This window comes from Frondihabitans australicus (genome assembly GCF_003634555.1).
In the GTDB taxonomy this organism is placed as follows: domain Bacteria; phylum Actinomycetota; class Actinomycetes; order Actinomycetales; family Microbacteriaceae; genus Frondihabitans; species Frondihabitans australicus.
In genome coordinates this window covers 2,491,057-2,514,744 of record NZ_RBKS01000001.1, presented here as the reverse complement: position 1 = coordinate 2,514,744, position 23,688 = coordinate 2,491,057, and the positions used below count along the sequence as shown (strand labels likewise).

General features: G+C 72.6%; 24 protein-coding genes and 1 pseudogene. 18 read left to right on the top strand and 7 right to left on the bottom strand.

The window, feature by feature from the left end; all coding sequences use genetic code 11:
* Positions 1 to 223: 223 nt before the first annotated feature.
* Positions 224 to 1,534: a sodium:proton exchanger gene (locus tag C8E83_RS11770; RefSeq protein WP_245981636.1), complete on the top strand. Its 1,311-nt coding sequence runs from the start codon at positions 224 to 226 to the stop codon at positions 1,532 to 1,534.
* Here C8E83_RS11770 and C8E83_RS11765 read toward each other — a convergent pair.
* Positions 1,422 to 2,129, bottom strand: a complete 708-nt coding sequence (locus C8E83_RS11765) for a metal-dependent transcriptional regulator (RefSeq protein ID WP_121370070.1) — start codon at positions 2,127 to 2,129, stop codon at positions 1,422 to 1,424. The two genes, C8E83_RS11770 and C8E83_RS11765, sit on opposite strands and share 113 nt — an antisense overlap.
* Complete coding sequence (locus tag C8E83_RS11760; protein WP_121370069.1) at positions 2,030 to 2,785, bottom strand: CDP-alcohol phosphatidyltransferase family protein; 756 nt, start codon at positions 2,783 to 2,785, stop codon at positions 2,030 to 2,032. Before C8E83_RS11760 ends, C8E83_RS11765 begins: the two co-directional genes overlap by 100 nt.
* A gap of 88 nt (positions 2,786 to 2,873) precedes the next feature.
* Between C8E83_RS11760 and C8E83_RS11755 the strand changes: the two genes are divergently transcribed.
* The 10 genes and pseudogenes from C8E83_RS11755 (at position 2,874) to C8E83_RS11715 (ending at position 11,780) form a co-directional block, all read left to right on the top strand.
* Complete coding sequence (locus C8E83_RS11755) at positions 2,874 to 3,854, top strand: zinc-dependent alcohol dehydrogenase (protein ID WP_121370068.1); 981 nt, start codon at positions 2,874 to 2,876, stop codon at positions 3,852 to 3,854.
* A complete protein-coding gene (locus C8E83_RS11750) occupies positions 3,851 to 4,252 on the top strand; it encodes a 6-pyruvoyl trahydropterin synthase family protein (RefSeq protein WP_121370067.1) in 402 nt (133 codons plus the stop codon). The genes C8E83_RS11755 and C8E83_RS11750 overlap by 4 nt, the downstream gene beginning before the upstream one ends.
* A complete protein-coding gene (locus tag C8E83_RS11745) occupies positions 4,249 to 5,298 on the top strand; it encodes a glycosyltransferase family 4 protein (protein ID WP_147430164.1) in 1,050 nt (349 codons plus the stop codon). Before C8E83_RS11750 ends, C8E83_RS11745 begins: the two co-directional genes overlap by 4 nt.
* Positions 5,295 to 6,110 carry an SAM-dependent methyltransferase gene (locus C8E83_RS11740; RefSeq protein ID WP_121370065.1) on the top strand — a complete coding sequence of 272 codons (816 nt, stop codon included), beginning with the start codon at positions 5,295 to 5,297 and terminating at the stop codon, positions 6,108 to 6,110. Before C8E83_RS11745 ends, C8E83_RS11740 begins: the two co-directional genes overlap by 4 nt.
* Positions 6,107 to 7,234, top strand: a complete 1,128-nt coding sequence (locus tag C8E83_RS11735; RefSeq protein ID WP_121370064.1) for a lysylphosphatidylglycerol synthase transmembrane domain-containing protein — start codon at positions 6,107 to 6,109, stop codon at positions 7,232 to 7,234. The genes C8E83_RS11740 and C8E83_RS11735 overlap by 4 nt, the downstream gene beginning before the upstream one ends.
* The gene (locus C8E83_RS11730) at positions 7,231 to 7,956 is read left to right on the top strand and encodes a RibD family protein (RefSeq protein ID WP_121370063.1); all 726 of its coding nucleotides are present in this window, start codon (positions 7,231 to 7,233) and stop codon (positions 7,954 to 7,956) included. Before C8E83_RS11735 ends, C8E83_RS11730 begins: the two co-directional genes overlap by 4 nt.
* Positions 7,957 to 7,966: 10 nt before the next feature.
* Complete coding sequence (locus C8E83_RS11725; RefSeq protein ID WP_121370062.1) at positions 7,967 to 9,577, top strand: alkaline phosphatase family protein; 1,611 nt, start codon at positions 7,967 to 7,969, stop codon at positions 9,575 to 9,577.
* 46 nt (positions 9,578 to 9,623) lie between these two features.
* Positions 9,624 to 10,001: a hypothetical protein gene (locus C8E83_RS19545; RefSeq protein ID WP_170159929.1), complete on the top strand. Its 378-nt coding sequence runs from the start codon at positions 9,624 to 9,626 to the stop codon at positions 9,999 to 10,001.
* Positions 9,965 to 10,180, top strand: a pseudogene (locus C8E83_RS20100) (helix-turn-helix domain-containing protein); the annotation flags it as partial. The gene C8E83_RS19545 and the pseudogene C8E83_RS20100, both read left to right, overlap by 37 nt.
* A gap of 559 nt (positions 10,181 to 10,739) precedes the next feature.
* A complete protein-coding gene (locus tag C8E83_RS11715) occupies positions 10,740 to 11,780 on the top strand; it encodes an acyltransferase family protein (protein ID WP_121370060.1) in 1,041 nt (346 codons plus the stop codon).
* A gap of 29 nt (positions 11,781 to 11,809) precedes the next feature.
* Here the strand turns inward: C8E83_RS11715 and C8E83_RS11710 are convergent, their stop codons facing one another.
* The 3 genes from C8E83_RS11710 to ppsA form a co-directional block, all read right to left on the bottom strand.
* A complete protein-coding gene (locus C8E83_RS11710) occupies positions 11,810 to 12,529 on the bottom strand; it encodes a DJ-1/PfpI family protein (RefSeq protein WP_245981634.1) in 720 nt (239 codons plus the stop codon).
* On the bottom strand, positions 12,522 to 12,857 hold the full coding sequence (locus C8E83_RS11705) for a hypothetical protein (RefSeq protein ID WP_121370059.1): 336 nt from the start codon (positions 12,855 to 12,857) through the stop codon (positions 12,522 to 12,524). Before C8E83_RS11705 ends, C8E83_RS11710 begins: the two co-directional genes overlap by 8 nt.
* A 212-nt stretch (positions 12,858 to 13,069) precedes the next feature.
* Positions 13,070 to 15,478 (bottom strand): phosphoenolpyruvate synthase, encoded by a 2,409-nt coding sequence (gene ppsA, locus C8E83_RS11700; RefSeq protein WP_245981632.1) that lies wholly within the window; start codon positions 15,476 to 15,478, stop codon positions 13,070 to 13,072.
* 165 nt (positions 15,479 to 15,643) lie between these two features.
* On the opposite strand from ppsA, the gene C8E83_RS11695 reads away from it, so the two are divergent.
* Both C8E83_RS11695 and C8E83_RS11690 read left to right on the top strand, forming a co-directional pair.
* Positions 15,644 to 16,594: an ABC transporter ATP-binding protein gene (locus C8E83_RS11695; protein ID WP_121370058.1), complete on the top strand. Its 951-nt coding sequence runs from the start codon at positions 15,644 to 15,646 to the stop codon at positions 16,592 to 16,594.
* On the top strand, positions 16,591 to 17,385 hold the full coding sequence (locus C8E83_RS11690) for an ABC transporter permease subunit (RefSeq protein ID WP_121370057.1): 795 nt from the start codon (positions 16,591 to 16,593) through the stop codon (positions 17,383 to 17,385). The genes C8E83_RS11695 and C8E83_RS11690 overlap by 4 nt, the downstream gene beginning before the upstream one ends.
* Positions 17,386 to 17,488: 103 nt before the next feature.
* Here the strand turns inward: C8E83_RS11690 and C8E83_RS11685 are convergent, their stop codons facing one another.
* Positions 17,489 to 18,067 carry a hypothetical protein gene (locus tag C8E83_RS11685; RefSeq protein ID WP_121370056.1) on the bottom strand — a complete coding sequence of 193 codons (579 nt, stop codon included), beginning with the start codon at positions 18,065 to 18,067 and terminating at the stop codon, positions 17,489 to 17,491.
* 74 nt (positions 18,068 to 18,141) lie between these two features.
* Between C8E83_RS11685 and C8E83_RS11680 the strand changes: the two genes are divergently transcribed.
* A complete protein-coding gene (locus C8E83_RS11680; RefSeq protein ID WP_245981630.1) occupies positions 18,142 to 18,696 on the top strand; it encodes a TetR/AcrR family transcriptional regulator in 555 nt (184 codons plus the stop codon).
* A gap of 41 nt (positions 18,697 to 18,737) precedes the next feature.
* A complete protein-coding gene (locus tag C8E83_RS11675) occupies positions 18,738 to 19,109 on the top strand; it encodes a YciI family protein (protein WP_121370054.1) in 372 nt (123 codons plus the stop codon).
* A 49-nt stretch (positions 19,110 to 19,158) separates the two neighbouring features.
* Here the strand turns inward: C8E83_RS11675 and C8E83_RS11670 are convergent, their stop codons facing one another.
* Positions 19,159 to 20,151 (bottom strand): Gfo/Idh/MocA family oxidoreductase, encoded by a 993-nt coding sequence (locus C8E83_RS11670; RefSeq protein ID WP_121370053.1) that lies wholly within the window; start codon positions 20,149 to 20,151, stop codon positions 19,159 to 19,161.
* Positions 20,152 to 20,270: 119 nt separating this feature from the next.
* Between C8E83_RS11670 and C8E83_RS19535 the strand changes: the two genes are divergently transcribed.
* The 3 genes from C8E83_RS19535 to C8E83_RS11655 all read left to right on the top strand — a co-directional run bounded on the left by C8E83_RS19535 (position 20,271) and on the right by C8E83_RS11655 (position 23,549).
* Entirely contained in the window at positions 20,271 to 20,855 is a 585-nt protein-coding gene (locus tag C8E83_RS19535) for a helix-turn-helix domain-containing protein (protein WP_121370052.1), read from the top strand.
* An 80-nt stretch (positions 20,856 to 20,935) separates the two neighbouring features.
* The gene (locus C8E83_RS19530) at positions 20,936 to 22,294 is read left to right on the top strand and encodes an NtaA/DmoA family FMN-dependent monooxygenase (RefSeq protein ID WP_170159927.1); all 1,359 of its coding nucleotides are present in this window, start codon (positions 20,936 to 20,938) and stop codon (positions 22,292 to 22,294) included.
* A 10-nt stretch (positions 22,295 to 22,304) separates the two neighbouring features.
* Positions 22,305 to 23,549 carry a multidrug effflux MFS transporter gene (locus tag C8E83_RS11655; RefSeq protein ID WP_170159926.1) on the top strand — a complete coding sequence of 415 codons (1,245 nt, stop codon included), beginning with the start codon at positions 22,305 to 22,307 and terminating at the stop codon, positions 23,547 to 23,549.
* Positions 23,550 to 23,688 lie beyond the last annotated feature (139 nt).

Below are 23,688 nucleotides of genomic sequence, written 5' to 3'. Positions count from 1 at the left end.
AGACCGGGGCCGAAAAGGTTCAATCGGCGGATGCCCTGCCGCAATTCGCGACCGTTGCGGGCCGCCCGTCACACCTGTTACCGCGTTCATGCCGCTCGGCGGCCGCGCCGGTCGCGAAATGCGACAGGGGGGGGCGGGCGGGCGGGCGAAGCCGCGAGTGAGGCGCGCCTAAAACGACATGTGTCGTAGACGAACCCGGGTGGCGGACGGAAGGGTGGTGGCCGTGCCTGCTCCTCTGATCCGCCGCATCGTGCTCTGCCTCGCCCTCGCGACCCCCGCGATCGTCTTCCGTCTCACCGGCTTCGCGCCGAACCCCGTGCTCGACCTCGTCGTCTTCGGCACTGCCGTCGTCGCCGCGTCGTTCATGCTCGCCTGGGCCGCCGAGGCCGCCCAGAAGGACATCTCCGGAGCGCTGGCGATCGCGATCCTGGCGCTCATCGCCGTGCTGCCCGAGTACGCCGTCGACCTCTACTACGCGTTCCGCTCGGGCTCCGACCCGGCGTACGAGCAGTTCGCCGCGGCGAACATGACCGGGTCGAACCGTCTGCTGCTCGGCTTCGGCTGGCCCCTCGTCGTCCTCGTGTCGCTGGCCGTCGCGCGCCGCGCGCTGCGGGGTCGTGCCAGTGGGGCTCTGCCGGGCGAGAAGGCGCGGATCCTGCACCTGCCGCAGACCAGCCGCCTCGACATCGGCGTGCTCGCGATCGTGTCGGTGCTGGCGTTCGCGATCCCGGCGATGGGGCACATCGCGATCTGGTTCGGAGTGCTCCTGATCGCGGTCTTCGCCGCCTACCTCTGGCGGGCCGGGCGGGTCGCCGACGACGGCGAGCCCGAGGAGTTCGTCGGTCAGGCCGCGAACATCGCGAATCTCCCGACTCTGGCGCGCCGCTGGACCTTCACCGGCATGTTCGTCGTGTCGGCCGCGATCATCCTGTCGAGCGCCGAGCCGTTCGCCAACGCGCTCGTCGACTCGGGCCGGTCGCTCGGGGTCGACAGCTTCTTCCTCGTGCAGTGGCTGGCGCCGCTCGCGTCGGAGGCGCCGGAGTTCATCGTGGCCGTGCTGTTCGCTTTGCGCGGCCAGGGCGCTGCCGCCATCGGAACCCTGATCGCGTCGAAGATCAACCAGTGGACCCTGCTCGTCGGCTCGCTGCCGCTGGCTCACTTCGTCGGCGGAGGCGGCGCCGCGCTGCCCCTCGACGGCCGTCAGCTCGAGGAGTTCGTGCTCACCGCGTCGCAGACGCTGCTCGGCGTCGCGATCATCATCAGCCTGCGCTTCTCGCGGTCGGCCGCCCTCGCGCTGGTGGCGCTGTTCGCGCTGCAGTTCGCGGTCACCGGCGAGACGGGGCGCTACGTGCTGAGCGCCGTGCACGTCGCCGCGGCGATCGCGCTGCTCGTGGTTCGCCGACGCGACATCGTGCCGACGATCACGGCTCCGTTCCGTCGCGAACCCACATCGCGTTCGCTGCCGGGAACGCCAGCTCCGTCCGTGTCGTCGGAGTCGGCGCCGACGCAGGAGCCCGCTCCGACCCGCCGATGACGATCGTCATCGAGCCGGCGAAGTCGTGCCGGGCCTCGACCGTGATGCGCGTGCCGACGCCGATCGTGAGCCCGGCGAGGTAGCGGAGCAGCTCCGGCTCGTGGTCGGAGACGCGGGCCACGACGACGGTGCGGCCCGGCTCGACGTCGCGCAGCCGCCTGCCCTCGGGGTGGGTGCTACCCGGGCGGGGGATCGGATCGCCATGGGGATCGTGGTCGGGGTATCCGAGCTCCTGGTCGATGACGGCCAGGAGCCGGTCGGACACGGCGTGCTCGAGCACCTCGGCCTCGTCGTGCACTTCGTCCCAGCCGTAGCCGAGATGCTCGACGAGGAAGGTCTCGAGAAGGCGGTGCCGTCTCACGACGTCGGCGCCCAGGGTGCGGCCGGCGTCGGTGAGGGTGGCGCGGCCGTAGGGCTCGTAGTCGATGAGGCCCTCGCGGGCGAGGCGGCGCAGGTTGCCCGACACGGTCGGGGCGGCGACGCCGAGCCGAGCGGCTATCTCGTTGGTGGTGGGGGAGTCGCCGGCCCACTCCTCGGCGTTCCAGAGGATCTTGACGTAATCCTCGGCCATCGTGCCGAATCCGTCCTGCGCCATGCTCCGAGCCTACGGGCGACGCGCGACGGGCGGCGGCGGGCGAGCCAGAGCACATCGCGACCGAACGACTCGACGAGCAGGGAGAGCGCCAGCGCGACGAGCACGACGTCGAGCCCGGGCAGCAGCCGCGATGCCGCCACCGCGAGGGCGACCCCCTGCGCGGCGGCGGCGACCTTCCGCCAGTACCGGAACGGCAGCGGCGCGCCCATCCACGGCAGCAGCCAGGACGCCGCGACGAACGCGTATCGCATCAGGCCGATCGCGAGCACCCACGGCCCGAGGTCGCGGGCGACGTCGACGCTCAGCACGAGCAGAAGGAAGGCGTCGACCTCCATGTCGTAGCGCGCGCCCAGCTCGCTCACGGTGCCGGTCCGCCGCGCCACCCACCCGTCGAGGCCGTCGAGCAGCAGCGCGGGGACCACCACGGCCAGCAGGATCGGGGGCGCCACCGGCACCACCATCCCCGCCCCCACGAGGCCCGTCGTTCCCGCCCCCAGCAGGGCACGCACGCTGGTCACGGTGTTCGCCGCGCCCAGCCGCCGGGCGCCCCGCCGCCGCAGTCCGCGGGTGAGAAGGAGGCCGGCGACGGCGACGCACGTCGCGGCGGCGACCGCCCCGACGACCAGGGCGATCGCGCCCGATCCCGTGTGAACCATGCCCGCCTCCGTCTCGTGTCCCTGCTATCACCACGCTGTGCAGCCGCCGAAGGTTCACACGGCAGGCGCGATCGAGGGGAGGAAGACGATGACGCAGACGGCCACCGCATTCGTCGTCGACGCGCCCGGCCGAGGCTCGCTCCAGACGGTCGAGCTGCCGGATCCTGCGCCCGGCGACGTGGTCGTGCGCACCCTCTGGACCGGCATCAGCCGCGGCACCGAGACGACGGTGTTCACCGGGCGCGTGCCCGAGAGCGAGCGCGAGCGCATGCGGGCGCCGTTCCAGCGCGGCGAGTTCCCGGGCCCCGTGATGTACGGCTACCTGAACGTCGGCGTCGTCGAGCAGGGGCCGGCCGCGCTGATGGGCCGCGAAGTGTTCTGCCTCTCTCCGCACCAGTCGCGGTACGTCGTGCCCGCTTCCGGCGTGCTGCCGCTGCCCGACGGCGTGCCGGCGCGACGGGCCGTCCTGGCGGGCGCGGTGGAGACCGCGGTGACCGTGCTCTGGGACGCCGAACCGCTGGTCGGAGACCGGATCGCCGTGATCGGGGGCGGGATGATCGGGGCGGCGATCTGCCGGCTCCTGCGTGCTCTGCCCGGGGTCGAGGTCACTCTCGTCGACGTCGACGAGTCGAAGCGCGACCTGGCCCGATCGCTCGGCGTGGGGTTCGCGACGCCCGACGACGCGCCCGCCGGCCAGGACATTGTGATCAACGCCAGCGGCTCCGGCGACGGCCTGCAGCTGGGCCTGCGCCTCGTCGCCGACGAGGGCGAGGTGATCGAGGCGAGCTGGTACGGCGACCGCGAGGTCACGCTGCGCCTCGGCGAGGACTTCCACTCCCGCCGCCTCAGCATCCGCGCGAGCCAGGTCGGGCGGGTGCCCGCGCGGCGTCGGGGGAGCCGGTCGACGCGCGATCGGCTGGCTCTCGCTCTGCTCCTGCTGCGCGACCCGGCCTTCGACACGCTGCTCACCGGCACGAGCGGGTGGCAGGAGCTGCCCGACGCCCTCGCGGCACTCGCCTCCGGGCGCCTGAACGCCCTCTGCCACACGATCGACTGGAGTGCTCCGTGAGCTTCACCGTCACCGTCCGCGACCACATGATGATCGCCCACAGCTTCACCGGCGAGGCGTTCGGCCCCGCCCAGCGACTGCACGGCGCCACCTTCGTCGTCGACGCGTCGTTCGGCGCCGCCGATCTCGACGCCGACGGGGTGGTCGTCGACATCGGCTGGGCTTCCGCCGCGCTCGCGGGAGTCGTCGGAGTGCTGAGCTACCGCAACCTCGACGACGAGCCGCTCTTCACCGGCGTGAACACGACCACCGAGGTGCTCTGCCGCCACGTCGCCGACCGGCTGGCCGACGCGCTCGACGAGGTCGGCGACTCGCGGGTCGAGACGGTCGCCGTCACGCTGCACGAGTCGCACGTCGCGTGGGCGAGCTATTCGAGGGCGCGGAGGGTGGCGCGATGAGCGGCATGGTGAGTTTTTCGGACTCCATCGCCTTCGTCGTCCCGGCGACGATCGACGACGACGAGCGCGTGAGCGGCGGGAACCTCTACGACCGCCGCCTCCGCGACGGGCTGCGGGCGGCAGGGCTGCGCGTCGAAACGGTCGCCGTCGACGCGGAAGGCGCGGCGGCGGCCGTGCGGGGTCTGCGGGGCGGGCGGACGGTGATCGTCGACGGGCTCGCCGGCTCCTGGGCCCCGGCCCATCTCGTCGAGCTGACGCGCCGGGCGCACGTGATCGTGCTCGCGCACATGCTGCCGCACACCCCGGCCGAGTGGACGGCGTTCTGCGTCGCCGACGGAGTCGTCGCGACGAGCGAGTGGACGAGGGCGGCCCTCGTCGCCCACGGGGTCCGGCGCGAACGCGTCTCGGTCGCTCGCCCGGGCGTCGACGAGCGGCACCGGCTCGCGGCGACGACCGCGCTGTCGCCGGGCGGCGGCCGCCTGCTGTGCGTCGGGACGCTCGCCGAGCACAAGGGGCAGCACGCGCTCGTGGCGGCCCTCGGCACGCTCGGAGACGTCGCCGGCTGGACCCTCGAGGTCGCAGGATCCGCCGACACCGACCCCGCGTACGCCTCCTCGCTCGTCACCGCCGCCCTCGCAACCGCGATCGCCGACCGGCTCACGTTCTCGGGCGTCGTCACGGGCCCTGCCCTCGACCGCGCGTACGACCGAGCCGACCTCGTCGTCGCGCCGTCGCTCTCCGAGAGCTACGGCATGGCCGTCGCCGAGGCGCAGGCTCGGGGCATCCCCGTGCTCGTCAGCGACGCCGGAGGCCTGGTCGAAGCGGCTCGGCATGCCGACGCGGCCCTGCGCGTGCCCGCGGGCGACGTGCCCGCCCTCGCGGCGGCGCTCCGGCGCTGGCTCGGCGATCGGGATCTCCGCGACGCGCTCGCCGCCGGCGCGCGAGACCGCCGTCACGAGGCTCGCGCGTGGGACGACACCGTCTCCGACGTCGTACGGGCGCTGCCCCGCGTCGCGCGAGGCGCCCGGGACGAGGTGCCGGCATGACCGAGACCGCCCACGCCTCCGCCGACTGGCTCGCCCTCCGCGAGCCCGAGGACGCCCGCGCGCGCTCGACCGACCTCGCCCGCGCGGCCGCCGACCTGGTCCGCGGCGGGGGAGTCGTGCACGACCTCGGCAGCGGCACCGGATCGATGATGCGCTGGCTGGCGCCGCAGATCGACGGCGAGCAGACCTGGATCCTGCACGACGCCGACGAGCCGCTCCTGCGCCGAGCCCTGCACGAGCCGCGCCCGCTCGGGCGCCGAGGCCAGCGGGTCGCCGCCCACGGCGAGCTGGGGCTGCTGTCGCGACTCGAGGCCGCCGACCTGCGCGGGGCCCGGCTGGTCACCGCGTCCGCGCTCCTCGACGTGCTCACCGTCGCCGATCTCCGCGCGATCGTCGACGCCCTCGTCGGCGCGGGCGTGCCGGCGTTCCTCAGCCTGAGCGTCACAGGGAGGGTGGAGCAGGAGCCCCCGCACGCCGCCGACCCCCAGTTCGAGCGGGCGTTCGCCGACCACCAGCGCCGCGACGTCGCCGGGCGCAGGTTCGCCGGCCCCGACGCCGCCGACCTCACGCGGCACCTCGTCACCGAGGCGGGGTGGCAGGTCGACTCCGCCTCGACGTTCTGGCGGCTCGACGCGAGGCAGCCGCAGCTGCTGTCCGAGTGGCTCGACGGCTGGCTCGGGGCCGCGCTCGAGCAGGAGCCGGCGCTCGCGACGACCGCGCCGGGTTACGCCGACCTGCGGCGCGGCCAGGCAGCCCGGGGCGAGCTGTCGGCGGTCGTCCACCACGTCGACCTCCTCGCGAGGCCGCGATGAGCGGGGCGGCGGTGCGTCTGCAGGCGGCGGCGCGTCCCGCGCGGACGCCTCTCTGGCGGAGACTGCTCGGCCCCGCGGTCGGGGTCGCGATCCTGCTCGCCCTGGCCCTGAAGGTCGGCGGCACGCCGTTCGAGCGCGGTCTCGCCGGGGTCTCGCCGACGACCGTCGTGGTCGCGCTCGCCCTGACGGCGGTCTCGACCGCCGCCGCCTCGTGGCGCTGGGCGGCGGTGTCGCAGAGGCTCGGCGTCGACCTCGGCTGGCGCCGCGCCGTCCTGCTCTACTACCGGTCGCAGTTCGTCAACGCCGTGCTGCCCGGCGGCGTCGTCGGCGACGTGCAGCGCGCCGTCGACGAGCGTCGCAGGGCCGGCCGGGCTGCCGAAACCGGCGGACGACGGGTGCCCGTGCCCGAGGCCGACGGGCGCGCCGACGCGATCCGGGCGGTCGCGATCGAGCGTGTCGCGGGCCAGGTCGTCCAGATCGTCATGGCGGCGGTCGCAGCCGTCGCCGTCGTCGCCTGGGGTGGCGGATCGCTGCCCGCGGCGCCGGGCGGATTGCTCGCGGCACCGGGCCTCTTGCTCGCGGCGCTGGCCGTCGCCGTGGCCGGGATCGCGGCCGCCGGTGCTGTGGCCGTGGCGACGAGCGGGCGGGTGCGGGGAGCTCTCGCGAGAGAGCTGGCGCGGGTGCGGGCGGCTCTCGCCGATCCTGCGACCGTGGCCGTCGTCGCACTGAGCTCGGGAGTCGTCGTGGCCTGCCACGCCGCCACGTTCGCCGTCGCAGCCCGCGCCGTCGGTGTGCGGGCCCCGACGCCCGTGGTCGTGGCTCTCGCGCTCGCCGTGCTCGTCGCCTCGGCCGTGCCCGTCAACATCGGCGGATGGGGGCCACGCGAGGGCGCATCGGCCGGCCTCTTCGCCCTCGCCGGTCTGGGTGACGGCGCCGGCGTCGCCGCGTCGACGCTGTTCGGGGTGCTGGCCCTGCTGTCGGTGGCGCCGGGGGCCGTCGCCCTCGTGGCTCTGCACCTGCGTGCTCACGGCGAGCGACGGTCGGACGCCGAAGCGCCCGCGGCACCGGCTTCCTCCGCCGCCCGTGCCGCCGCGACGTCCGCCACCGGGGGCACACGCTCGTGACGACCCCGTACACCGTGCTCAGCTGCGCCGTCTCGCTCGACGGCTACCTCGACACCGCCGCGCCGCCCCGCCTGATCCTCTCGAACGCGGCCGACCTCGACCGGGTCGACGAGGTGCGCTCGACCAGCGACGCGATCCTCGTCGGCGCCAGGACCGTCCGGCTCGACAACCCGCGCCTCCTCGTCCGGAGCGCGGCCCGTCGAGCGCGACGCCTCGCCGAGGGCTCCCCGGCCACGCCGCTCAAGGTCACCGTCACGCGCAGCGGGGACCTCGATCCCGACGCCGCCTTCTTCGCCGACGACGGTGCGCGGAAGCTGGTCTACTGCCCAGGATCCGAGACGTCGCGCATCCGCCGCCTCCTCGGCCGTCGCGCCGCCGTCGTCGGACTCGGCCGTACGGTCGCGCCTCGGGCGCTGGCGGCGGACCTCGCCGATCGCGGAGTCGAGCGCCTCATGGTCGAGGGCGGCGGCACGACGTTGCGGCAGTTCCTCGCCGGCGGCGTCGCCGACGAGCTCCATCTGGCGGTCGCGCCGATCTTCGTCGGCGACCCCGCAGCCCCCCGATTCCTCGGCCCCGGGCCGGCGCCGTGGGGAGACCCCGGCCGCGCGACGCCGATCGACTCGACGCCGATCGGCGACGTGGTGCTGCTGCGCTACGCCCTGTCGGCCCGAGCTGACATTCGCCCGAAGCCGATGGCCGCCGCCGCACAGCACCGATCGTGAAGGAGAACGAATGAGAACGAGAGCGGTCATCGCGACCACGCTGGCGGCCGTCGTGGTATTCGGCGCGTCCACCGGCGCCGGCGTCATCGCCGACGGCACACCCCTGGCGCTCCTGCGCCTCCCGCTCGACGGGGCGCTCGCGACGGTGGTCGTGACGGCTCTGCCGTGGCGCCGGGTTCGGGCGGTCGTGGCGGCGATCGCCGGGCTCCTGCTGCTGCTGACCCTGCTGAGCGCCGCGCTCGACCGGGGCTTCCGCGAGGAGGTCGGGGCACGCTTCAACGTGATCACCGGGTGGCCCGAGCTGGCCGACGGCTTCGGGGTGCTGCGCGACTCCGCAGGATCAGCAGCCGCGATCGGGGTGCTCGCCGCCCTGCTCGCGGCGTCCGCCGCCGCCGTCGTCGCGGTGACCCTGTCGCTCCTGCGTCTCGGCCGCGTGCTCCGCCTGGTCCGCCAGGGCGCCGTGTTGATCGGCACCTCGTCGCTCGCCGCGGTGTGGGCGATCGTGGCCCTCGTCGGCGCTCAGGTCGTGCCCGGTCTGCCCGTCGCCGCGGCCGACTCCGTCGACACGGTCGTGTCGCGCTCCGACCAGGCGGCGGCGACCGAGCGGAGCCAGGCCGAGTTCCAGGCGTCCGGCGCCTCGGACAGCTACGCCGACACCCCGACCTCGCAGCTGCTGACGGGCCTCCGGGGCAAGGACGTCATCGTCGCCTTCATCGAGAGCTACGGGCAGGTCGCCGTGCAGGGCACGTCGTTCTCGAAGGGCGTCGACTCGGTGCTGAAGGCGGGCGAGAAGCAGCTCGCGGCCGACGGCTACTCCGACCAGAGCGCCTGGCTCGACTCGCCGACCTACGGCGGCGTGAGCTGGCTGGCGCACTCGACGCTGCAGACGGGTCAGTGGATCGACTCGCAGCAGCGCTACGACGAGGTCACCTCGGGATCGCGCTTCACGCTCAGCGACGCGTTCGGCCGAGCGGGCTGGCGCACAGTGAGCGACGTGCCGTCGGACGCCGCGCCCTGGCCGGTCGGCTCGTCGTTCTACCACTACGACACCCAGCTCAACTCGCAGAACGTCGGGTATGCCGGGCCGCGGTTCAGCTACGCCAGGATCCCCGACCAGTACACCTGGAACTGGTTCGACCAACACGAGCTGCGGCCGGCACACAAGCCGCTCTTCGCCGAGATCGACTTCGACTCGTCGCACACGCCGTGGACCCCGCTGCCGCACCTCGTGCCGTGGAACGAGCTCGGAGACGGCTCGATCTACGACGTGCAGCCCGGCGAGGGTCTGCCGCCGAGCGTCGTGTGGCAGAGCCCGCAGCACGTGCAGCAGCTCTACGGCCAGTCGGTGCAGTACACGCTCTCCTCGCTGTTTCAGTTCGTGCACCGGTCGACCGATCCCAACCTCGCCCTGGTGGTGCTCGGCGACCACCAGCCGAACGCCGAGGTGAGCGGCCACTCGTCGAACCACGTCGTGCCGATCAGCATCATCTCGAAGGATCCGTCGGTCTTCCACGCCATCTCGGCGTGGCACTGGCAGCCGGGCATGCTGCCGTCTCCCGACGCACCGCTGTGGCGGATGAGCGCCTTCCGCAACCGGTTCCTCGACGCCTTCGACGGCTGACATCGCGGGTCTTGCCGTTAAGTGAGCGCACGCTTACTATGTCGTCATGAACGCCTCCGAGAGCACCGCCTTCGCGCCCACGTGGGTGCCGCAGCGCCGGTTCACGAGTCTGGTGCTGCTCGTCGCGGGCGTGGCGTCGATGGCGGTCGCCTTGGCCCCGCTGCCCTCGCCCGTGCTCGTCTCGCTCGCGGCCGCGTGGGCCGCCATCGTGGTCGTGGCTGCGCAGGCGTCGGTCGGGCCGGGGTGGCTGACGGGGGTGTCGTGCATCGTGAAGGCGGGCACGCTGCTCCTGGTGGCCCTGCTGCTGTTCGATCGCACGTCGCCGTTCGCGCCGGCCTCGGGCCTCGACTGGATTCCGCTGGGGCTCGCGAACATGGGGTCGGGGCTGTGGTTCCTGCGCCTGATCCGCGGGCGGGCCGCGTGACCTCCGCGCCGACGCGCCGACGGCTGAGCGCCGACGGCCGCCGCACCGAGATCGCCCTCGCGGCCCGCGAGCTCTTCGCCGACCGAGGGTTCCACGCCACGACGACCCGCGACATCGCCCGCGCCGCCGGAATCAGCGACGCCCTGCTCTATCGCCACTTCGCCGACAAGCAGGCTGTGCTCGACCGGGTCGTCGACGACGCGATCGCCGTCTTCACCGATCTGCCGCCGCTCGACCGGCTCGCGAGCGCGAACACGGTCGAGCTGCTGACCCTCCTCGGCCGAGGGTTCCTGGGGCGGGTCGAGGCGAACCTCGACCTGATCCGGCTTCTGGTCGCAGGAGCAGCGGCCACCCCGTCCGGCCCCGACCTCCGCTTCGCCCGCTTCGTCGACGGGGCGGCGACCGCCCTCGGCGCCGAGCTCGCGCGCCGTGGCTCCGCCCCCGACCCGGCGGCGGGATACCTCGCCGCCCGGTCGTTCTTCGGCGCCCTGCTATCGTTCGTGCTGCTGCAGCGAACCCTCGGCCTGGACGACGTGCGTGCGCTCGATGGCGACGCCTACCTCGGCGCTCTGGTGGGTCGATTCGCCGAGTGAGCGCCCGCCGGGTCCATCTCTAAGAATTCGCCGGGTCGATGTGCGCAGGGGCTAGCGCAGGGGGTCGGCTCGGGTCGACAATCCTGAGCATGGCTTACGTTCGGCCCGAACCGACGGACGCCGCGACGGATGCCGTGGTGCGCCCGTGAGCGCCCTCGACCGCCACGGCGAGCGTCTCGCGTGGATCGACGTCACCCGCGGCTTCGCGGTCTTCCTCGTCGTCTTCTATCACGTCGTCATCGCGCTCGCCGTCACGCCCACCGCCGCGCCGCTCTGGGCGTCGACGCTCAACGACGCCGCGTCGCCGTTCCGGATCCCCACGCTCATGTTCTGCTCGGGCATGCTGCTGCCGCGCTCGCTCGGCAAGCCCACCCGCGAGTACATCGGCGGCAAGCTCCGCAACATCGGCTGGCCCTACGTGGTCTGGACGGCGGTCATCGTCGCCCTCCTCGTCGGCGGCAGCCAGGTCGCCGGCCACGGTCATTACGGCGTCTCGCGCATCTGGTCGATCGTCACCGACGACGGCACGTACACCTGGTACCTCGCCTACCTGCTGCTGTACTACCTGATCTCTCTGGTCGTGCCCGCGCGCATCCGCACGTTCAGCATCCCGTTCCTCCTGGCCGCCAGCGCGGTCATCCACGACGGCGACGGCTGGACCCGGCTGACCTTCCTCCTCGCCTTCTTCTTCCTCGGCGACGCCGTCACCCGCCACTACCCGGACTGGCTCCGGCTGGTCCGTCACCGCTGGGTCGAGGCGCTCGCGGCCGCCGCAGCGCTGGTGCTGGCCGTCTACAGCACGCAGGTCTTCGTGCGGTACACGCTGATCACGGCCCTCGGCGTCGTCGGCGTGGCGATCCTCGCCGAGCCCGTCGGATCCCTGGTGGCTCGTTCGCGCGTCGGCGGATGGCTCTCGGCCATCGGCCGCGACTCGATCGTCTACTACACGACCCACTGGATCGTCGTCACGGCCGCCGTCCACGTGCTCGACCGACTGCACGTCCGCAACGGCAGCGTCCTCGTCGTCGCCCTCATGGTGCTGGGCGTCGCCGTCCCGGGCGTCATGGTGCTGCTGCGTCGCCGCTCCCGCATCGTCGCGGCCCTCTACGCGTGGCCGAAGCGCGCGCCGTCGGCCGTGCGGGCGCCTCGGCCGACCGTGCCGCCTGCTCCTGCCGTGAGCGACTAGGGCGCAGGATCCGGCCGACAGCCGTCCGGCTACGGCCGCCCGGCCTCCCGCAGCCGCGCGGCGGCACGCGCCACGGCGGGGCCCCGGCGCTCGCGGTTCGTCTCGAGCATCCGCCGCACGCGATCCTGGTCGGCCTCGGGTCGGGTCGGCGAACCGGCGTCGAACGGGGGCTCGGGCGCGTACTCCATCTGCAGCTGCACGCGGCGTGCCTCGTCGTCGCCATAGAGCTCCGCCGCGACCGTGAGGGCGAAATCGATTCCGCTGGTGACGCCGCCGCCGGTGATGACGCGGCCGTCGCGGACGGTGCGGCCCTCGGTCGGGATCGCGCCGAGGTCCGCGAGCATCGCGCGCGAGGCCCAGTGAGTCGTCGCGCGCACCCCGTCGAGAAGGCCCGCGGCACCCAGCACGAACGCGCCCGTGCAGACGCTCGTCACGTACGACGCGCCCTCGGCCTGACGGCGGACGAAGTCGAGCGCCGCCTGATCGTCCATCAGCTCGAACGCGCCGTCCCCTCCGGGCACGAGGAGCACGTCGGCCTGCGGCGCCTCGTCGAACGAGACCGTGGGCACGATCGAGAAGCCGGAGTCAGTCGGCACTGGCGCGACGTCGTGCCAGGCGAGGTGGACCGTGGCGCCGGGCAGTCGCGACAGGAACTGCACGGGCCCGGTGAGGTCGAGCTGCGTGACCCGGGGGAACAGCAGGGCCACGAAGGTGAGTGGCCCGGCTCCTGCGACCGGGGTGTCAGCCACGCACCTGGAACTCGCGGATGACCCCGGGCAGCTGCGCCGGCGTCGTGAGCACCGTCTGCACGTCGCGACCGGCCTGCGCCGGGGCGATGACCTCGCAGTGCTCGAGGCGGTGCAGGATCCGGCCGGCGACCTCCTCGGTGACGCCCAGGCGCGAGACGAGCAGCGTCGCCGAGGCGAAGCGCGTCGACACGACCAGGCGCGCGGCCGCGATGATGTGCTCGAGTTCGGCTTTCGCTCGTGCTTCGGCGTCCGCGAGCGCGGCGGCGTGCTGACGGCTGCCTCGCCGTTCTCGACGTCTCTGGATTCCCAGGTCGAAGGTGATCCCCATGGCCGCGAGCGTACTCGTCAGTACGGTTTGGCCGCGACCCGCAATCGGGGTTGGTCACTAGTGCCCTCGCCCGGGGGTTACTGGTGCCTCTCACCCGCTGCCTCGAGCGACAAAACGCGACACCTGCGACGTACCGAAGCGTCGCAGGTGTCGCGTTTTGTCGCGGGGCGGGGCGTGGCGTGGCGGGGCGACGTGGGCCGGGGGAGCGGAGGCTAGGCGGCGGCAGAGGAGGCGAGGCGCCGCCACGTCTCGACGACGGTGTCGGGGTTGAGCGACATCGACTCGATGCCGAGCGAGACGAGCCAGTCGGCGAAGTCGGGGTGGTCGCTGGGCCCCTGGCCGCAGATGCCGACGTACTTCCCGCGGGCGCGGCAGGCGGTGATCGCCAGTTCGACGAGTCTCAGCACGGCGGGGTCTCGCTCGTCGAACGCCGAGGCGACGAGGGCGGAGTCGCGGTCGACGCCGAGGGTGAGCTGGGTGAGGTCGTTCGACCCGATCGAGAAGCCGTCGACGTGGTCGAGGAACGCATCGGCGTTCAGCGCGTTGGACGGGATCTCGCACATCATCACGATCTGCAGCCCGTTGACGCCGCGACGCAGCCCGTGCGACGCCATGATCTCGAGGACGGCTTCGATCTCGGCGACCCGCCGGACGAACGGCACCATGATGCGGATGTTCACGAGACCCATCTCGTCGCGGAGGTACCGCAGGGCCTCGCACTCGAGCGCGAACGCCTCGGCGAACGACTCGGAAGCATACCGCGAAGCGCCGCGGAACCCGATCATCGGGTTCTCCTCGTCGGGCTCGTAGGCCTTGCCGCCGAGAAGGTGCGCGTACTCGTTCGACTTGAAGTCGGAGAGACGGATGATCACGGGGTGGTCGGCGAACGCGGTCGCGATGGTGCCGATGCCCTCGACGAGGCGCTGCACGAAGAACTCCCGCGGCGAGGCGTAGGCGGCGATCCCCTGCTCGATCTCGGCTCGGACGCCTGCCGGCTGCGAGGTGAGCTCGAGCAGGGCGCGGGGGTGGATGCCGATCTGCCGGTTGATGATGAACTCCATCCGCGCGAGCCCCACGCCCTGGTTCGGGATCCGCGACTGCGCGAAGGCGAGCTCGGGGTTGCCCACGTTCATCATCAGCTTCGTTCCGACGGCCGGCAGAGAGTCGACCGCAGTGGTCGTGACCTCGATCGGCAGGAGCCCGGCGTACACCACCCCGGTCTCGCCCTCGGCGCACGAGACGGTCACCTCGGCCCCCGGGGCGAGGTCGCTCGTGGCGGTGCCGGTGCCCACGACCGCCGGCACCCCGAGCTCGCGGGCGATGATCGCCGCGTGACAGGTGCGGCCGCCGCGGTTCGTGATGATCGCGGACGCCTTCTTCATGATCGGCTCCCAGTCGGGGTCGGTCATGTCGGCGACGAGGACGTCGCCGGAGCGGAAGGCGTGCATGTCGGAGGGGTCGGTCAGCACGGCGACGCTCCCGGATCCTGCGCGCTGGCCGATGGCCCGGCCGGTGAGGAGCGCGGTCGCCCGCCCGACTGCGACGGTGTGCTTCTCGATGCCGGCGCCCGCGCGCGAGACGACCGTCTCGGGGCGGGCCTGGACGACGAAGAGCTCGCCGGTCAGGCCGTCCTTCGCCCACTCGATGTCCATCGGGCGGCCGTAGTGACGCTCGATCGCGAGGGCGTGGCGGGCGAGGGCGTGCACCTCGTCGTCGGTGAGGCTGAGGCGGGTTCGTTCGGCGTGGTCCACCTCGACGAAGGCCGTGGTCTCGCCCACCCGGTCGTCGTCGGTGAACACCATCTTCAGCGCCTTCGCACCGACCCCGCGCTTCAGGATCGCGGGACGCCCCGCGGCGAGACCCGCCTTGCCGACGTAGAACTCGTCCGGGTTCACCGCCCCCTGCACGACGCCCTCGCCGAGTCCGTACGCGCTCGTGACGAAGACGGCGCCGTCGAACCCCGACTCGGTGTCGACGGTGAACATGACGCCGGAGGCGGCGAGGTCGGAGCGCACCATGCGCTGGATGCCGGCCGAGATCGCGACCTCCGCGTGAACGAAGCCGTGGTGCACCCGGTAGGCGATCGCGCGGTCGTTGTAGAGCGACGCGAAGACCTTCCGCACGGCGTCGAGGACGTTCTCGATGCCGGTGATGCCGAGGAAGGTCTCCTGCTGGCCGGCGAAGCTGGCGTCGGGGAGGTCCTCGGCGGTCGCGCTCGAGCGGACGGCCCACGAGGTCGGGCCCGCCTGCTCTGCCTCGAGGTCGGCGAAGGCCGCGCGGAGGGCGGCGTCGAGGTCGGCCGCGAGGGGCGTGGTCTCGATGAGGTCTCGGATCCTGCGCCCTGCCTCGGCGAGAGCCCGGGTGTCGTCGACGTCGAGGTCGACGAGGATGCGGGCGATCCGTTCGTCGAGCCCCGAGGCGGCGAGGTGGCGACGGAAGGCGTCGGCCGACGTGGCGATGCCCGCGGGGACTTTCACCCCCGCCTCGGTGAGGTGGGCGAGCAGTTCGCCGAGCGAGGCGTTCTTGCCGCCGAAGCGGTCGACGTCGGCGAGGCGGATGTCGGCGAGACGCGCGACGACGTCTCGGTCGAGAGCGGGAGAGAGCGTGGGCAGGGACATCATCGAACTCCTGTCAAGATCACGGAATTCATTGAGTCTCGGGGCTCCTGGCGTGCTTGTGGCCTGACTTTTGCGTGAAAGAACGCGAATTCTTGACGAAAGCGGAAGAGCTGAGCTGCGCGCGGTCCACGAAGTGGATCCCGTCGCCGCGGGAGTAGCGTCGGCGGCATGAGCGAGGGCGCGACAGCGTCGACGGCCGTCGAGGTGGCCGACGTGAGCAAGGCGTTCGGGCGGGTCCACGCGCTCGACGGAGTGTCGTTCGACGTGGGCGCGGGGGAGGTCGTGGGGCTGATCGGGCCGAACGGCGCGGGGAAGACGACGCTCCTGCGGATCCTGCTCGAGGTCATGCGACCCGACCGGGGTGCGGTGCGGTTCGGGGGCGAGGTCCGCGGAGACGGGGCGCATCTCCGCCGGCAGATCGGCTACCTGCCCGGCGACCTGAGGCTCGACCCGCAGCGGCGCGGACGCGCGATCCTGCACGACCTCGACGCGCTCTCAGGCGGCGCCGTCGCGACACGCGCCACCCGGCTCGGGGCTCTCGCCGACCGCCTCGAGATCGACCTCGGCCGCCGCGTCGGCGACCTGTCGAAGGGCAACCGGCAGAAGATCGGGCTGATCCAGGCGTTCGCCCACGACCCGGCGCTCCTCGTGCTCGACGAGCCGACGAGCGGCCTCGACCCGGTGGTGCAGCAGACGTTCCTCGACGTCGTGCGCGAGGCCCGCGACCGAGGCCGCACGGTGCTGCTGTCGTCGCACGACATCTCCGAGATCGAGCGCGGCGCCGACCGGGTCGTCCTGCTGCGCTCCGGGCGCATCGCCGCCGACTCCTCCGTGGCCGCGCTGCGAGACTCGGCTCCCCGGCGAGTCCGGGTGGTGGTGCAGGAGCAGGCCGACACCACCCGCACCGACACCCTGGCGCCCCTGCTCGCCCTCCTCGCCCCCGACGCGAAGGTGTCATCGGCCGACGGCTCGACCGCGATCGACGGAGTGCTCGCGGGCCCCGTCGCCGACCTCGTCCGCGCCGCGTCGGCCCTGCCGCTCGTCGACCTCGTCGTCGAGGAACCCGACCTGCAGAGCGTGGTCCTCGGCCGGTACGCGCGCCCCGAGGCCGCCTCATGATCGGCGTGCTGTGGGCGCAGGAGCTCCGCCGAGGCCTGCGCGGGCTGGTGCTCTGGTGCGTCGTGATCGCCGCCCCCGCCTTCCTCTACCTGCCCATCTACTCGTCGTTCGGCGGGTCGTCGCAGATCCAGAGCCTGCTGAAATCGCTGCCGCCGGCGCTGATCAAGGCGATCAACTACACCTCCATCAGCACCGGCGCCGGCTACACCGAGTCGACGTACTTCGGGCTGCTCGGCTTCGCTCTCTCGGCCGTAGCCGCCATTACCTGGGGAGCCGGGCTGATCGCCCGCGAAGAGGAGTCGGGCTGGCTCGAGCTCGTCGCCGCCCACGACGTGTCGCGGCTGTCGCTCGGCGTCGCCCGGGCGCTCGTGCTCGTCACGCGCATCGCGGCCCTGGCCGTGGTGGCCTACGTCGTGGTGCTCGCGTTCACCGGGCCGGCCGGCCTCGGGATCGACGGCGGGCGACTCGTCCTGACCGCTGCGCTCTTCGGGCTCCTAGCCCTCGCGTCGGGCGCGGCGGCCTTCGCCGCCGGCTGCGTGACCGGGCGCTCCGGTGTCGCGCTCGCCGCGGGCGCGATCGTCGCGGCCGGCGGCTACGCCCTCAACGGGATCGGCAACGACTCGTCGGGCGTCGCGTGGGTGTACCGCTTCTCGCCGTACCACTGGGCCTACGGCGGCGAGCCGCTCGCGACGGGAGCCGTCGGCATGGGGGCGTGGGGGCTCGCCCTCTTCGCCGTCGTGCTGCTCGCGATCGGCGTGGTGCGGCTCCTGCGCCGTGACCTCGGTCGCTAGCTCCGCCCGGCGCACCCGGCTGCCGCCCCCAGCGCGACAAAACGCGACACCTGCGACGCGAGTGCGCGTCGCAGGTGTCGCGTTTTGTCGCACAGGGGAGGGGTCAGGCGGCGGCGCGACGCAGCGACAGCTGCAGCCGGATCGCCGACACGAGGAAGAACACGCCGCCGAGGGTGGCGTATCCCGCGATCCCCGAGAGCATCGCGGCCATGCCCATCGACTGCGCGACGAAGCCCGCGCCGGCGAGCACCGAGATGCCGCCCGAGAGGATCATCGGCCAGTGCCCGGCGTACCCGCGTCGGGCGATGCCGACCGCGAGCTGCACGGCTCCTGCGGTGATCGCCCACCCGCCCCAGATTCCGAGTACGGCGCCGGTGCCCGCGCCCGCGGCGAGAGCGACGGCGAGCCCGATCACGGCCAGCGCGCTCAGCGCCATGTTGACGATCAGCAACGCCGCCGACCCCTGCCCGTGCGACGCGCGCCGGTCGATGACGGCCGCGGCGAGATCGACGAGCGGGTACAGCAGGAGCAGCGCGACACCGACCCCGCCGATGTCCCCGCCGGCGCCCGCACCGCTGATCAGCAGCACCCCCGCCCACACGAGGGCGAAGGCGAAGCGGGCGAAGTAGAGCGTGCGGAGCGTCGGCGCGATCCTGCCGGGGGTCGTCTCGGTGGCGGTCATGGTGTGTCCTTTCGTCAGAGGTCTATGTAGAATGACTAGTCACTCTACCTGAAAGGACGCTTATGATCGGCGCCGTGAAGACTTCGATGCGCGACCGCCTCGTCGAGGCCGCGAGCGAGCTGTTCTACGCCGAGGGCATCCGCGCCGTGAGCGTCGACCGGATCATCGAGGCGGCGGGCACCACGAAGGTGACCTTCTACCGCCACTTCGCCTCGAAGGACGACCTCGTGCTCGCGCACCTCGAGAAGCGCGCGCAGCTCGAACGCGACGGCATCGGGCAGGCGCTCGCCGTGGCCGACGGCGACGCCGACCGGTTCTTCGAGCTCGTCGCGGGCAACCTCGGCGTGCTCGCGTGCGAGCCCGGGTTCCGCGGGTGCCCGTTCATCAATGCGGCCGCCGAGTTCCCCGACGGTGAGTCGCCGATCCGGCGCTTCATCGACGCCCACCGCACCTGGTGGCTCGACGCGCTCGGGCAGTCGGTGAGCGGACGGGTCGCCGAGGCCGACCGAGAGGGCACGGCGCGCGACCTCATGCTGCTGCGCGACGGGGCGATGGTGGCCGGATACCTGGGCGACGGTGCCACACTGGCGGCATCGTTCCTGCGGAGCGCGCGCGCCCTGATCGCCTGACGGCGACTCGGCCTCGGCCCCGCCCGACTGGAGGTGCCGCGATGAGGCAGTATCTGATCTCGTTCCCGAGCGAGGCGATGGACATCACCGACGACGAGCTGCCGGCGGTCGCCGACGCCGCCTACGCCTGGGTGCAGGAGGCGGCTGCCGCGGGCGTCCTCCTCTTCACCGGCGGCATCGACGAGGACGTCGCCGTGGTCACGGTCGCGGGCGACGGAACCGTCACCGACGGGGCGTCCTTCCCTCAGTCGCAGGATCTGAACGGGGGCTACGCCGTCATCGAGGTCGAGACCCGCGACGAGGCCGTCGAGTGGGCGCGAAAGGTGGCCGTGGCGTGCCGCTGCTCGCAGGAGCTCCGCGTGTTCCAGGACTCGCCGCGCGTCGCCGAGCTCCTGCCTCACCTGCCTCGCTGAGCGCGAGGCGCCGGCGACCGGCCTCGCGCCGCAGCGCGCGACGACTGCCTCAGTACTCGATGGCCTCGGTGCGCCCCGACCGGAGTGCCCGGGTCGCGGCCTCCGCGATGGCCTGCGCCCGAAGGCCGTCCTCGAGAGTCGCAGGAGCCGGGTGCCCGGCCTCGAGCGCCTCGACGAAAGCCGCCAGCGCGAGCGCGTACGTCGGCTGCACGCGCTCGAACCACCCCGGGTGCAGCCCGGCTTCGGTCACGGCACCCGCTCCGTAGACGGCGACGTTGCTCGTCCGGTTCCGCCGCGACTCGACGAGACCGGTCGATCCCATAACCTCGATGCGCTCGTCGTAGCCGTAGCCCGTGCGTCGGACGCTGTCGATCTCGACGATCGCGCCGGACTCGAGGGTGAGGGTGGCGACGGAGGTGTCGACGTCGCCGAACTCGGCGATCGACGGGTCGACCAGGGCCGAGCCCTGGACGGCGACCGACACCGGCTCCTGCCCGGTGATCCAGCGCAGCAGGTCGAAGAAGTGCACCGTCTGATCGGCCATCTGCCCGCCGGAGACACGGAGGTACTCGATCGGCGGCAGCGACGGCCCGCGCGTGGACATCTGCACGAGCTCGACCGCCCCGACGCCGCCCTTGCGCACCACCCGCTGCAGGCCCGCGTGGTCGCGATCGTAGCGGCGGTTGAAGTCGAGCATCGCCGGGACGCCGGAGGCGGTGACATAGTCGACGACGGCTCGTGCCTCGGCCAGGTCGGGAGCGATGGGCTTCTCGCACATCACGGCGAGGCCCGCGTCGGCGGCGCTCCGGAGGTGGACGGCGTGCGTGTCGGTCGACGAGGCGATGAAGACCGCGTCGACCGTGGCGGGGTCGAACACCTCGGCGGCCGAGAGGGATCGCGTGCCGAAGCGTGCCGCGAGCTCCTGCGCCCGGGCCTCGGCCACGTCGTGGATGCCGACGAACTCGATGCCGGGGTGGGCGGCGAGGTTCTGGGCGTGGACCGTGCCGATGAAGCCGGCGCCGATCAGGGCGAATCTCTGCATGGCGCGCCTCTCTGCGTGCGGGATGGTCCGCCTATTGTACGCATGACAGGACATGCTTGCGGTAGAATTTGTAACACGGAAGAAACTTCACTCACGCGAATATCTGCCAGGGTGTTCTCATGCCCGCCGACACCGCCCTCGATTCGGCGCTCGGCCGCGTCCTCCGGGCCGCGAGGCGAGCCGCCGGCCTCACGCTCGCGCAGCTCGCCGAGCGCGCGGGCGTGAGCCAGCCGCACCTGTCGCAGATGGAGAACGGCAAGGCCTCACCGAGCATCGCGACGCTGTTCCGTCTCGCCGACGCGCTCGGCGTGACCCCCCAGGACCTCCTGCCGCCGACCGACGCCTCCGAGGTCGTCGTGGTCCGCCGCGGGTCGCCGACGCCGTCGCCGATGTCCGATCTGCCGAACGCCGCCCGCGTCCACGTGCTCGTGAGCGCGCCGGGCCGAGACCTGCAGGTCGACGAGGTCGTGGGCTCCTGCGGCGACGACCTGGGCGGCTGGTTCGCTCACGACGGCGAGGAGTTCCTCTACGTCGTGGAGGGCTCCCTCACCCTCGAGATCGAGCGTCACGAGACCCTCGAGCTCGGTCTCGGCGACTCCGTCTGGTTCGACAGCGGGCGCTCGCATCGCTGGACGAGCTCGGCCCCGGGTGGCGTGCGGATCCTGGTGATCAACGGCGCAGCCGCCCGACCCCACACGCTCTGACACCGGCACGACGACACCCCGCCCGACCCGACGTCATCCCCGCCCGCCCCGACCCGCCCCGACCCCGCAGGAGACACCCCGTGACCAAGCAGATCATCCTCGGCGCCTTCGAAGAGCTGACGCCCAACTTCATCGGCAACAGCTGGAGCCACGAGCGGAGCGACACCCGCGACTTCGCCACCCTCGAGTACTGGCAGACCATGGTGCGCGAGCTTGACGCCGGCGGATTCGACTTCCTCTTCCTGGCCGAGGCCCTCGGCTACCCGATGTCGGGCGAGGACGTCCCCGAGGTGGTGCTCCGCGAGGCCGTGCAGTTCCCCGTGCACGACCCGATGACCCTGATCTCGGGCCTCGCCGCCACCGTCGACCGCCTCGGCTTCGTCGTCACCGCCTCGACCACCTCGCAGCACCCCTACCTCAACGCCCGCGCCTTCACGAGCCTCGACCACCTGACCGGCGGCAGGATCGCGTGGAACATCGTCACGAGCGACAACCAGGTCGCGCTCGTCAAGCTCCTCGGCCAGACGCTGACCCCGCACGACGAGCGCTACCGGCGCGCCGACGAGTTCGTCGAGCTCTCGCTGAAGCTCTGGGAGGACGCCTGGGACGACGACGCGATCGTCTACGACAAGACGACGCGCACTTTCACGGATCCGTCGAAGGTGCACCGGATCCGGCACGACGGCCACTACTTCCAGCTCGACGGCTACTACCCGTCGACCCCGAGCGTGCAGCGGACGCCGGCGCTGCTCCAGGCGGGCACGTCGAGTGCCGGCCGTGCCTTCGCAGCCAAGTACGCCGAGTGCGTCTTCATCTCCGACCGCGACCCCGAGCTCGCCGCCCGCAACGTGAAGTCGCTGCGCGAGCTCGCCGCCGCGAACGGGCGCGAGCCGGGCACGCCGCGCGTGCTCACCGACGTCTCGATCGTCCTGGGCGACACGGAGGAGGAGGCGTGGCGGCTCCGTGCCGAACTCGACGCGACGCCGTCTCGCGAATCGGGCGCCGCCCTCTTCATGGGCTGGAGCGGCGTCGACCTCATGAAGTTCGATCCCGACCAGACCCTCGCGGACGTCTCGACCGAGGTGGGCCAGGCCACGCTCGCCATCTTCCAGAACGGCGACGAGAGCCCGACCGTCGGCGAGATCCTCGACGGCATCGCCACGTCGATCGGCGGCCCCCGCGCGACCGGCACGCCCGAGCAGGTCGCCGACCAGCTGCAGGCGATCGTCGACACGACCGACGTCGACGGCTTCCTCGTGCAGCATACCTACGGCGGCCCGCACGGCTACCGGGACTTCATCGACCGGGTCATGCCGCTTCTCCGCGACCGGGGCATGCTGCCGCAGGAGCCGCGCGAGGGCTCGATGCGCGAGCGCCTCACCGCATCCGACAGCCCCCGCCTCCCCCTCTCCCATCCCGGGCGTGCGAACCAGCGGTAGGTTTTCACGTGTGAGCGATGCGGCGGTGAGGACGGGCGACCGAACGGCCCAGAGGACTCCGCCGCTCCTGGCTCTGGCCCTCGTGGTCGGCGCCGGACCGTTCTCCACCGACACGTACATCGCCGCGCTCCCGGCTCTCCGCACCTCGCTGTCCACGACGGCGTCGGCGGCCCAGCTCTCGATCACCGTGTGCATCGTGGGCCTCGCCGTGGGGATGCTCTTCGCGGGGCCGATCAGCGATGTGCGCGGGCGGCGGCCCCTGCTCCTGCTCGGTGCCCTCACCTACGCCGTGGCGGGCCTCGCGTGCGCCGTGGCCCCGTCGATCGGCGCGCTGCTCGTGCTGCGGCTGTTCCAGGGCGCGGCCGCAGGAGCCTGCGCGGCCGTCGGCAGGGCGGTGGTCGCGGACCGCTACACCGGCGTCGAGCGCGCGCAGAAGTACGGGATGCTCGGGGCGATCACGCTGATCGGGCCGGTGATCGCGCCGGCGATCGGCGGTGTGATCCTGTCGTTCTCGAGCTGGCGCGGAGTGTTCGTCTTCATGGGCGTGCTCGGCGTGGCGATGCTGGCGTCGGCGTGGTTCGGCGTGCCGGAGTCGTTGCGGCCGCGCACGGACGACCCGGTCTCGGGCTTCCGGCGACTGTGGATCGGAATGGCCCGCGTGATCCGCCGGCCGGCCTTCCTGCGTCCGCTCGTCGTCAACAGCCTGGCGACAGCCGGTTTCTTCGTCTACATCGGCGGCTCGGCCTTCGTCCTCGAGACCACCCTCGGGGTCTCGGAATCGCTCTACTCCGTGGTGTTCGCGACGAACGCGCTGGCGATGGTGCTGATGAGCTGGCTGTTCGCGCGCCTCGTCGGCCGCTTCGGTCCGCGACGCCTCATCGTCGTCGGCGTCGGCCTGTCGACCCTGTCGGTGGTGCTGCTGGTCGTCGTCACGCATGTCCTGCCGGGGCCGCTCACGCTCGGCATGGTGTGGCCTTTCCTCACGGCGATCGTCGGGGGCCAGGGCATGACGGGTGCTGCGGGCTCCGTCATGGCGCAGGAGGCGGGGTCCGACTACTCGGGTGCGGCGTCGTCGCTGCTCTCGGGCATCACGTTCCTCGTCGGCTCGGCGACGACGCCTCTCACGGGCGTCCTGGGCGGGGGAGTCCCGACGATGGCCCTGGCCATGGCGGTGTTCTTCGTGGTCGACATCGTCGTGCTCGCGGCGACCTCGCGCCGCCGACCCGTGCCTCGCGAAGCCGCCGAGGCCACGTGAAAGGCGAGGGTCGGGACCCGAATCTCGACCCTCGCCAGTGCCCGGCCTCCCCCTACGAGAGACGGGCTTTCATGCTTACCCAAGGAGACGCCGCGGGGGCGTCTCGCACATCATGGCGGAGCGCTGGCTAGTTCGTCTA

What these genes read in the sequence shown, in the direction of transcription:
- C8E83_RS11685 (WP_121370056.1), bottom strand. Translation starts at nt 18,067, where the DNA reads ATGACCGCCACCGAGACGACCCCCGGCAGGATCGCGCCGACGCTCCGC.
- C8E83_RS11740 (WP_121370065.1), top strand. Translation starts at nt 5,295, where the DNA reads ATGACCGAGACCGCCCACGCCTCCGCCGACTGGCTCGCCCTCCGCGAG.
- C8E83_RS11675 (WP_121370054.1), top strand. Translation starts at nt 18,738, where the DNA reads ATGAGGCAGTATCTGATCTCGTTCCCGAGCGAGGCGATGGACATCACC.
- C8E83_RS11705 (WP_121370059.1), bottom strand. Translation starts at nt 12,857, where the DNA reads ATGGGGATCACCTTCGACCTGGGAATCCAGAGACGTCGAGAACGGCGA.
- C8E83_RS19535 (WP_121370052.1), top strand. Translation starts at nt 20,271, where the DNA reads ATGCCCGCCGACACCGCCCTCGATTCGGCGCTCGGCCGCGTCCTCCGG.
- C8E83_RS11695 (WP_121370058.1), top strand. Translation starts at nt 15,644, where the DNA reads ATGAGCGAGGGCGCGACAGCGTCGACGGCCGTCGAGGTGGCCGACGTG.
- C8E83_RS11745 (WP_147430164.1), top strand. Translation starts at nt 4,249, where the DNA reads ATGAGCGGCATGGTGAGTTTTTCGGACTCCATCGCCTTCGTCGTCCCG.
- C8E83_RS11670 (WP_121370053.1), bottom strand. Translation starts at nt 20,151, where the DNA reads ATGCAGAGATTCGCCCTGATCGGCGCCGGCTTCATCGGCACGGTCCAC.
- C8E83_RS11760 (WP_121370069.1), bottom strand. Translation starts at nt 2,785, where the DNA reads ATGGTTCACACGGGATCGGGCGCGATCGCCCTGGTCGTCGGGGCGGTC.
- C8E83_RS11735 (WP_121370064.1), top strand. Translation starts at nt 6,107, where the DNA reads ATGAGCGGGGCGGCGGTGCGTCTGCAGGCGGCGGCGCGTCCCGCGCGG.
- C8E83_RS11690 (WP_121370057.1), top strand. Translation starts at nt 16,591, where the DNA reads ATGATCGGCGTGCTGTGGGCGCAGGAGCTCCGCCGAGGCCTGCGCGGG.
- C8E83_RS11725 (WP_121370062.1), top strand. Translation starts at nt 7,967, where the DNA reads ATGAGAACGAGAGCGGTCATCGCGACCACGCTGGCGGCCGTCGTGGTA.
- C8E83_RS11765 (WP_121370070.1), bottom strand. Translation starts at nt 2,129, where the DNA reads ATGGCGCAGGACGGATTCGGCACGATGGCCGAGGATTACGTCAAGATC.
- C8E83_RS11755 (WP_121370068.1), top strand. Translation starts at nt 2,874, where the DNA reads ATGACGCAGACGGCCACCGCATTCGTCGTCGACGCGCCCGGCCGAGGC.
- C8E83_RS19545 (WP_170159929.1), top strand. Translation starts at nt 9,624, where the DNA reads ATGAACGCCTCCGAGAGCACCGCCTTCGCGCCCACGTGGGTGCCGCAG.
- ppsA (WP_245981632.1), bottom strand. Translation starts at nt 15,478, where the DNA reads ATGATGTCCCTGCCCACGCTCTCTCCCGCTCTCGACCGAGACGTCGTC.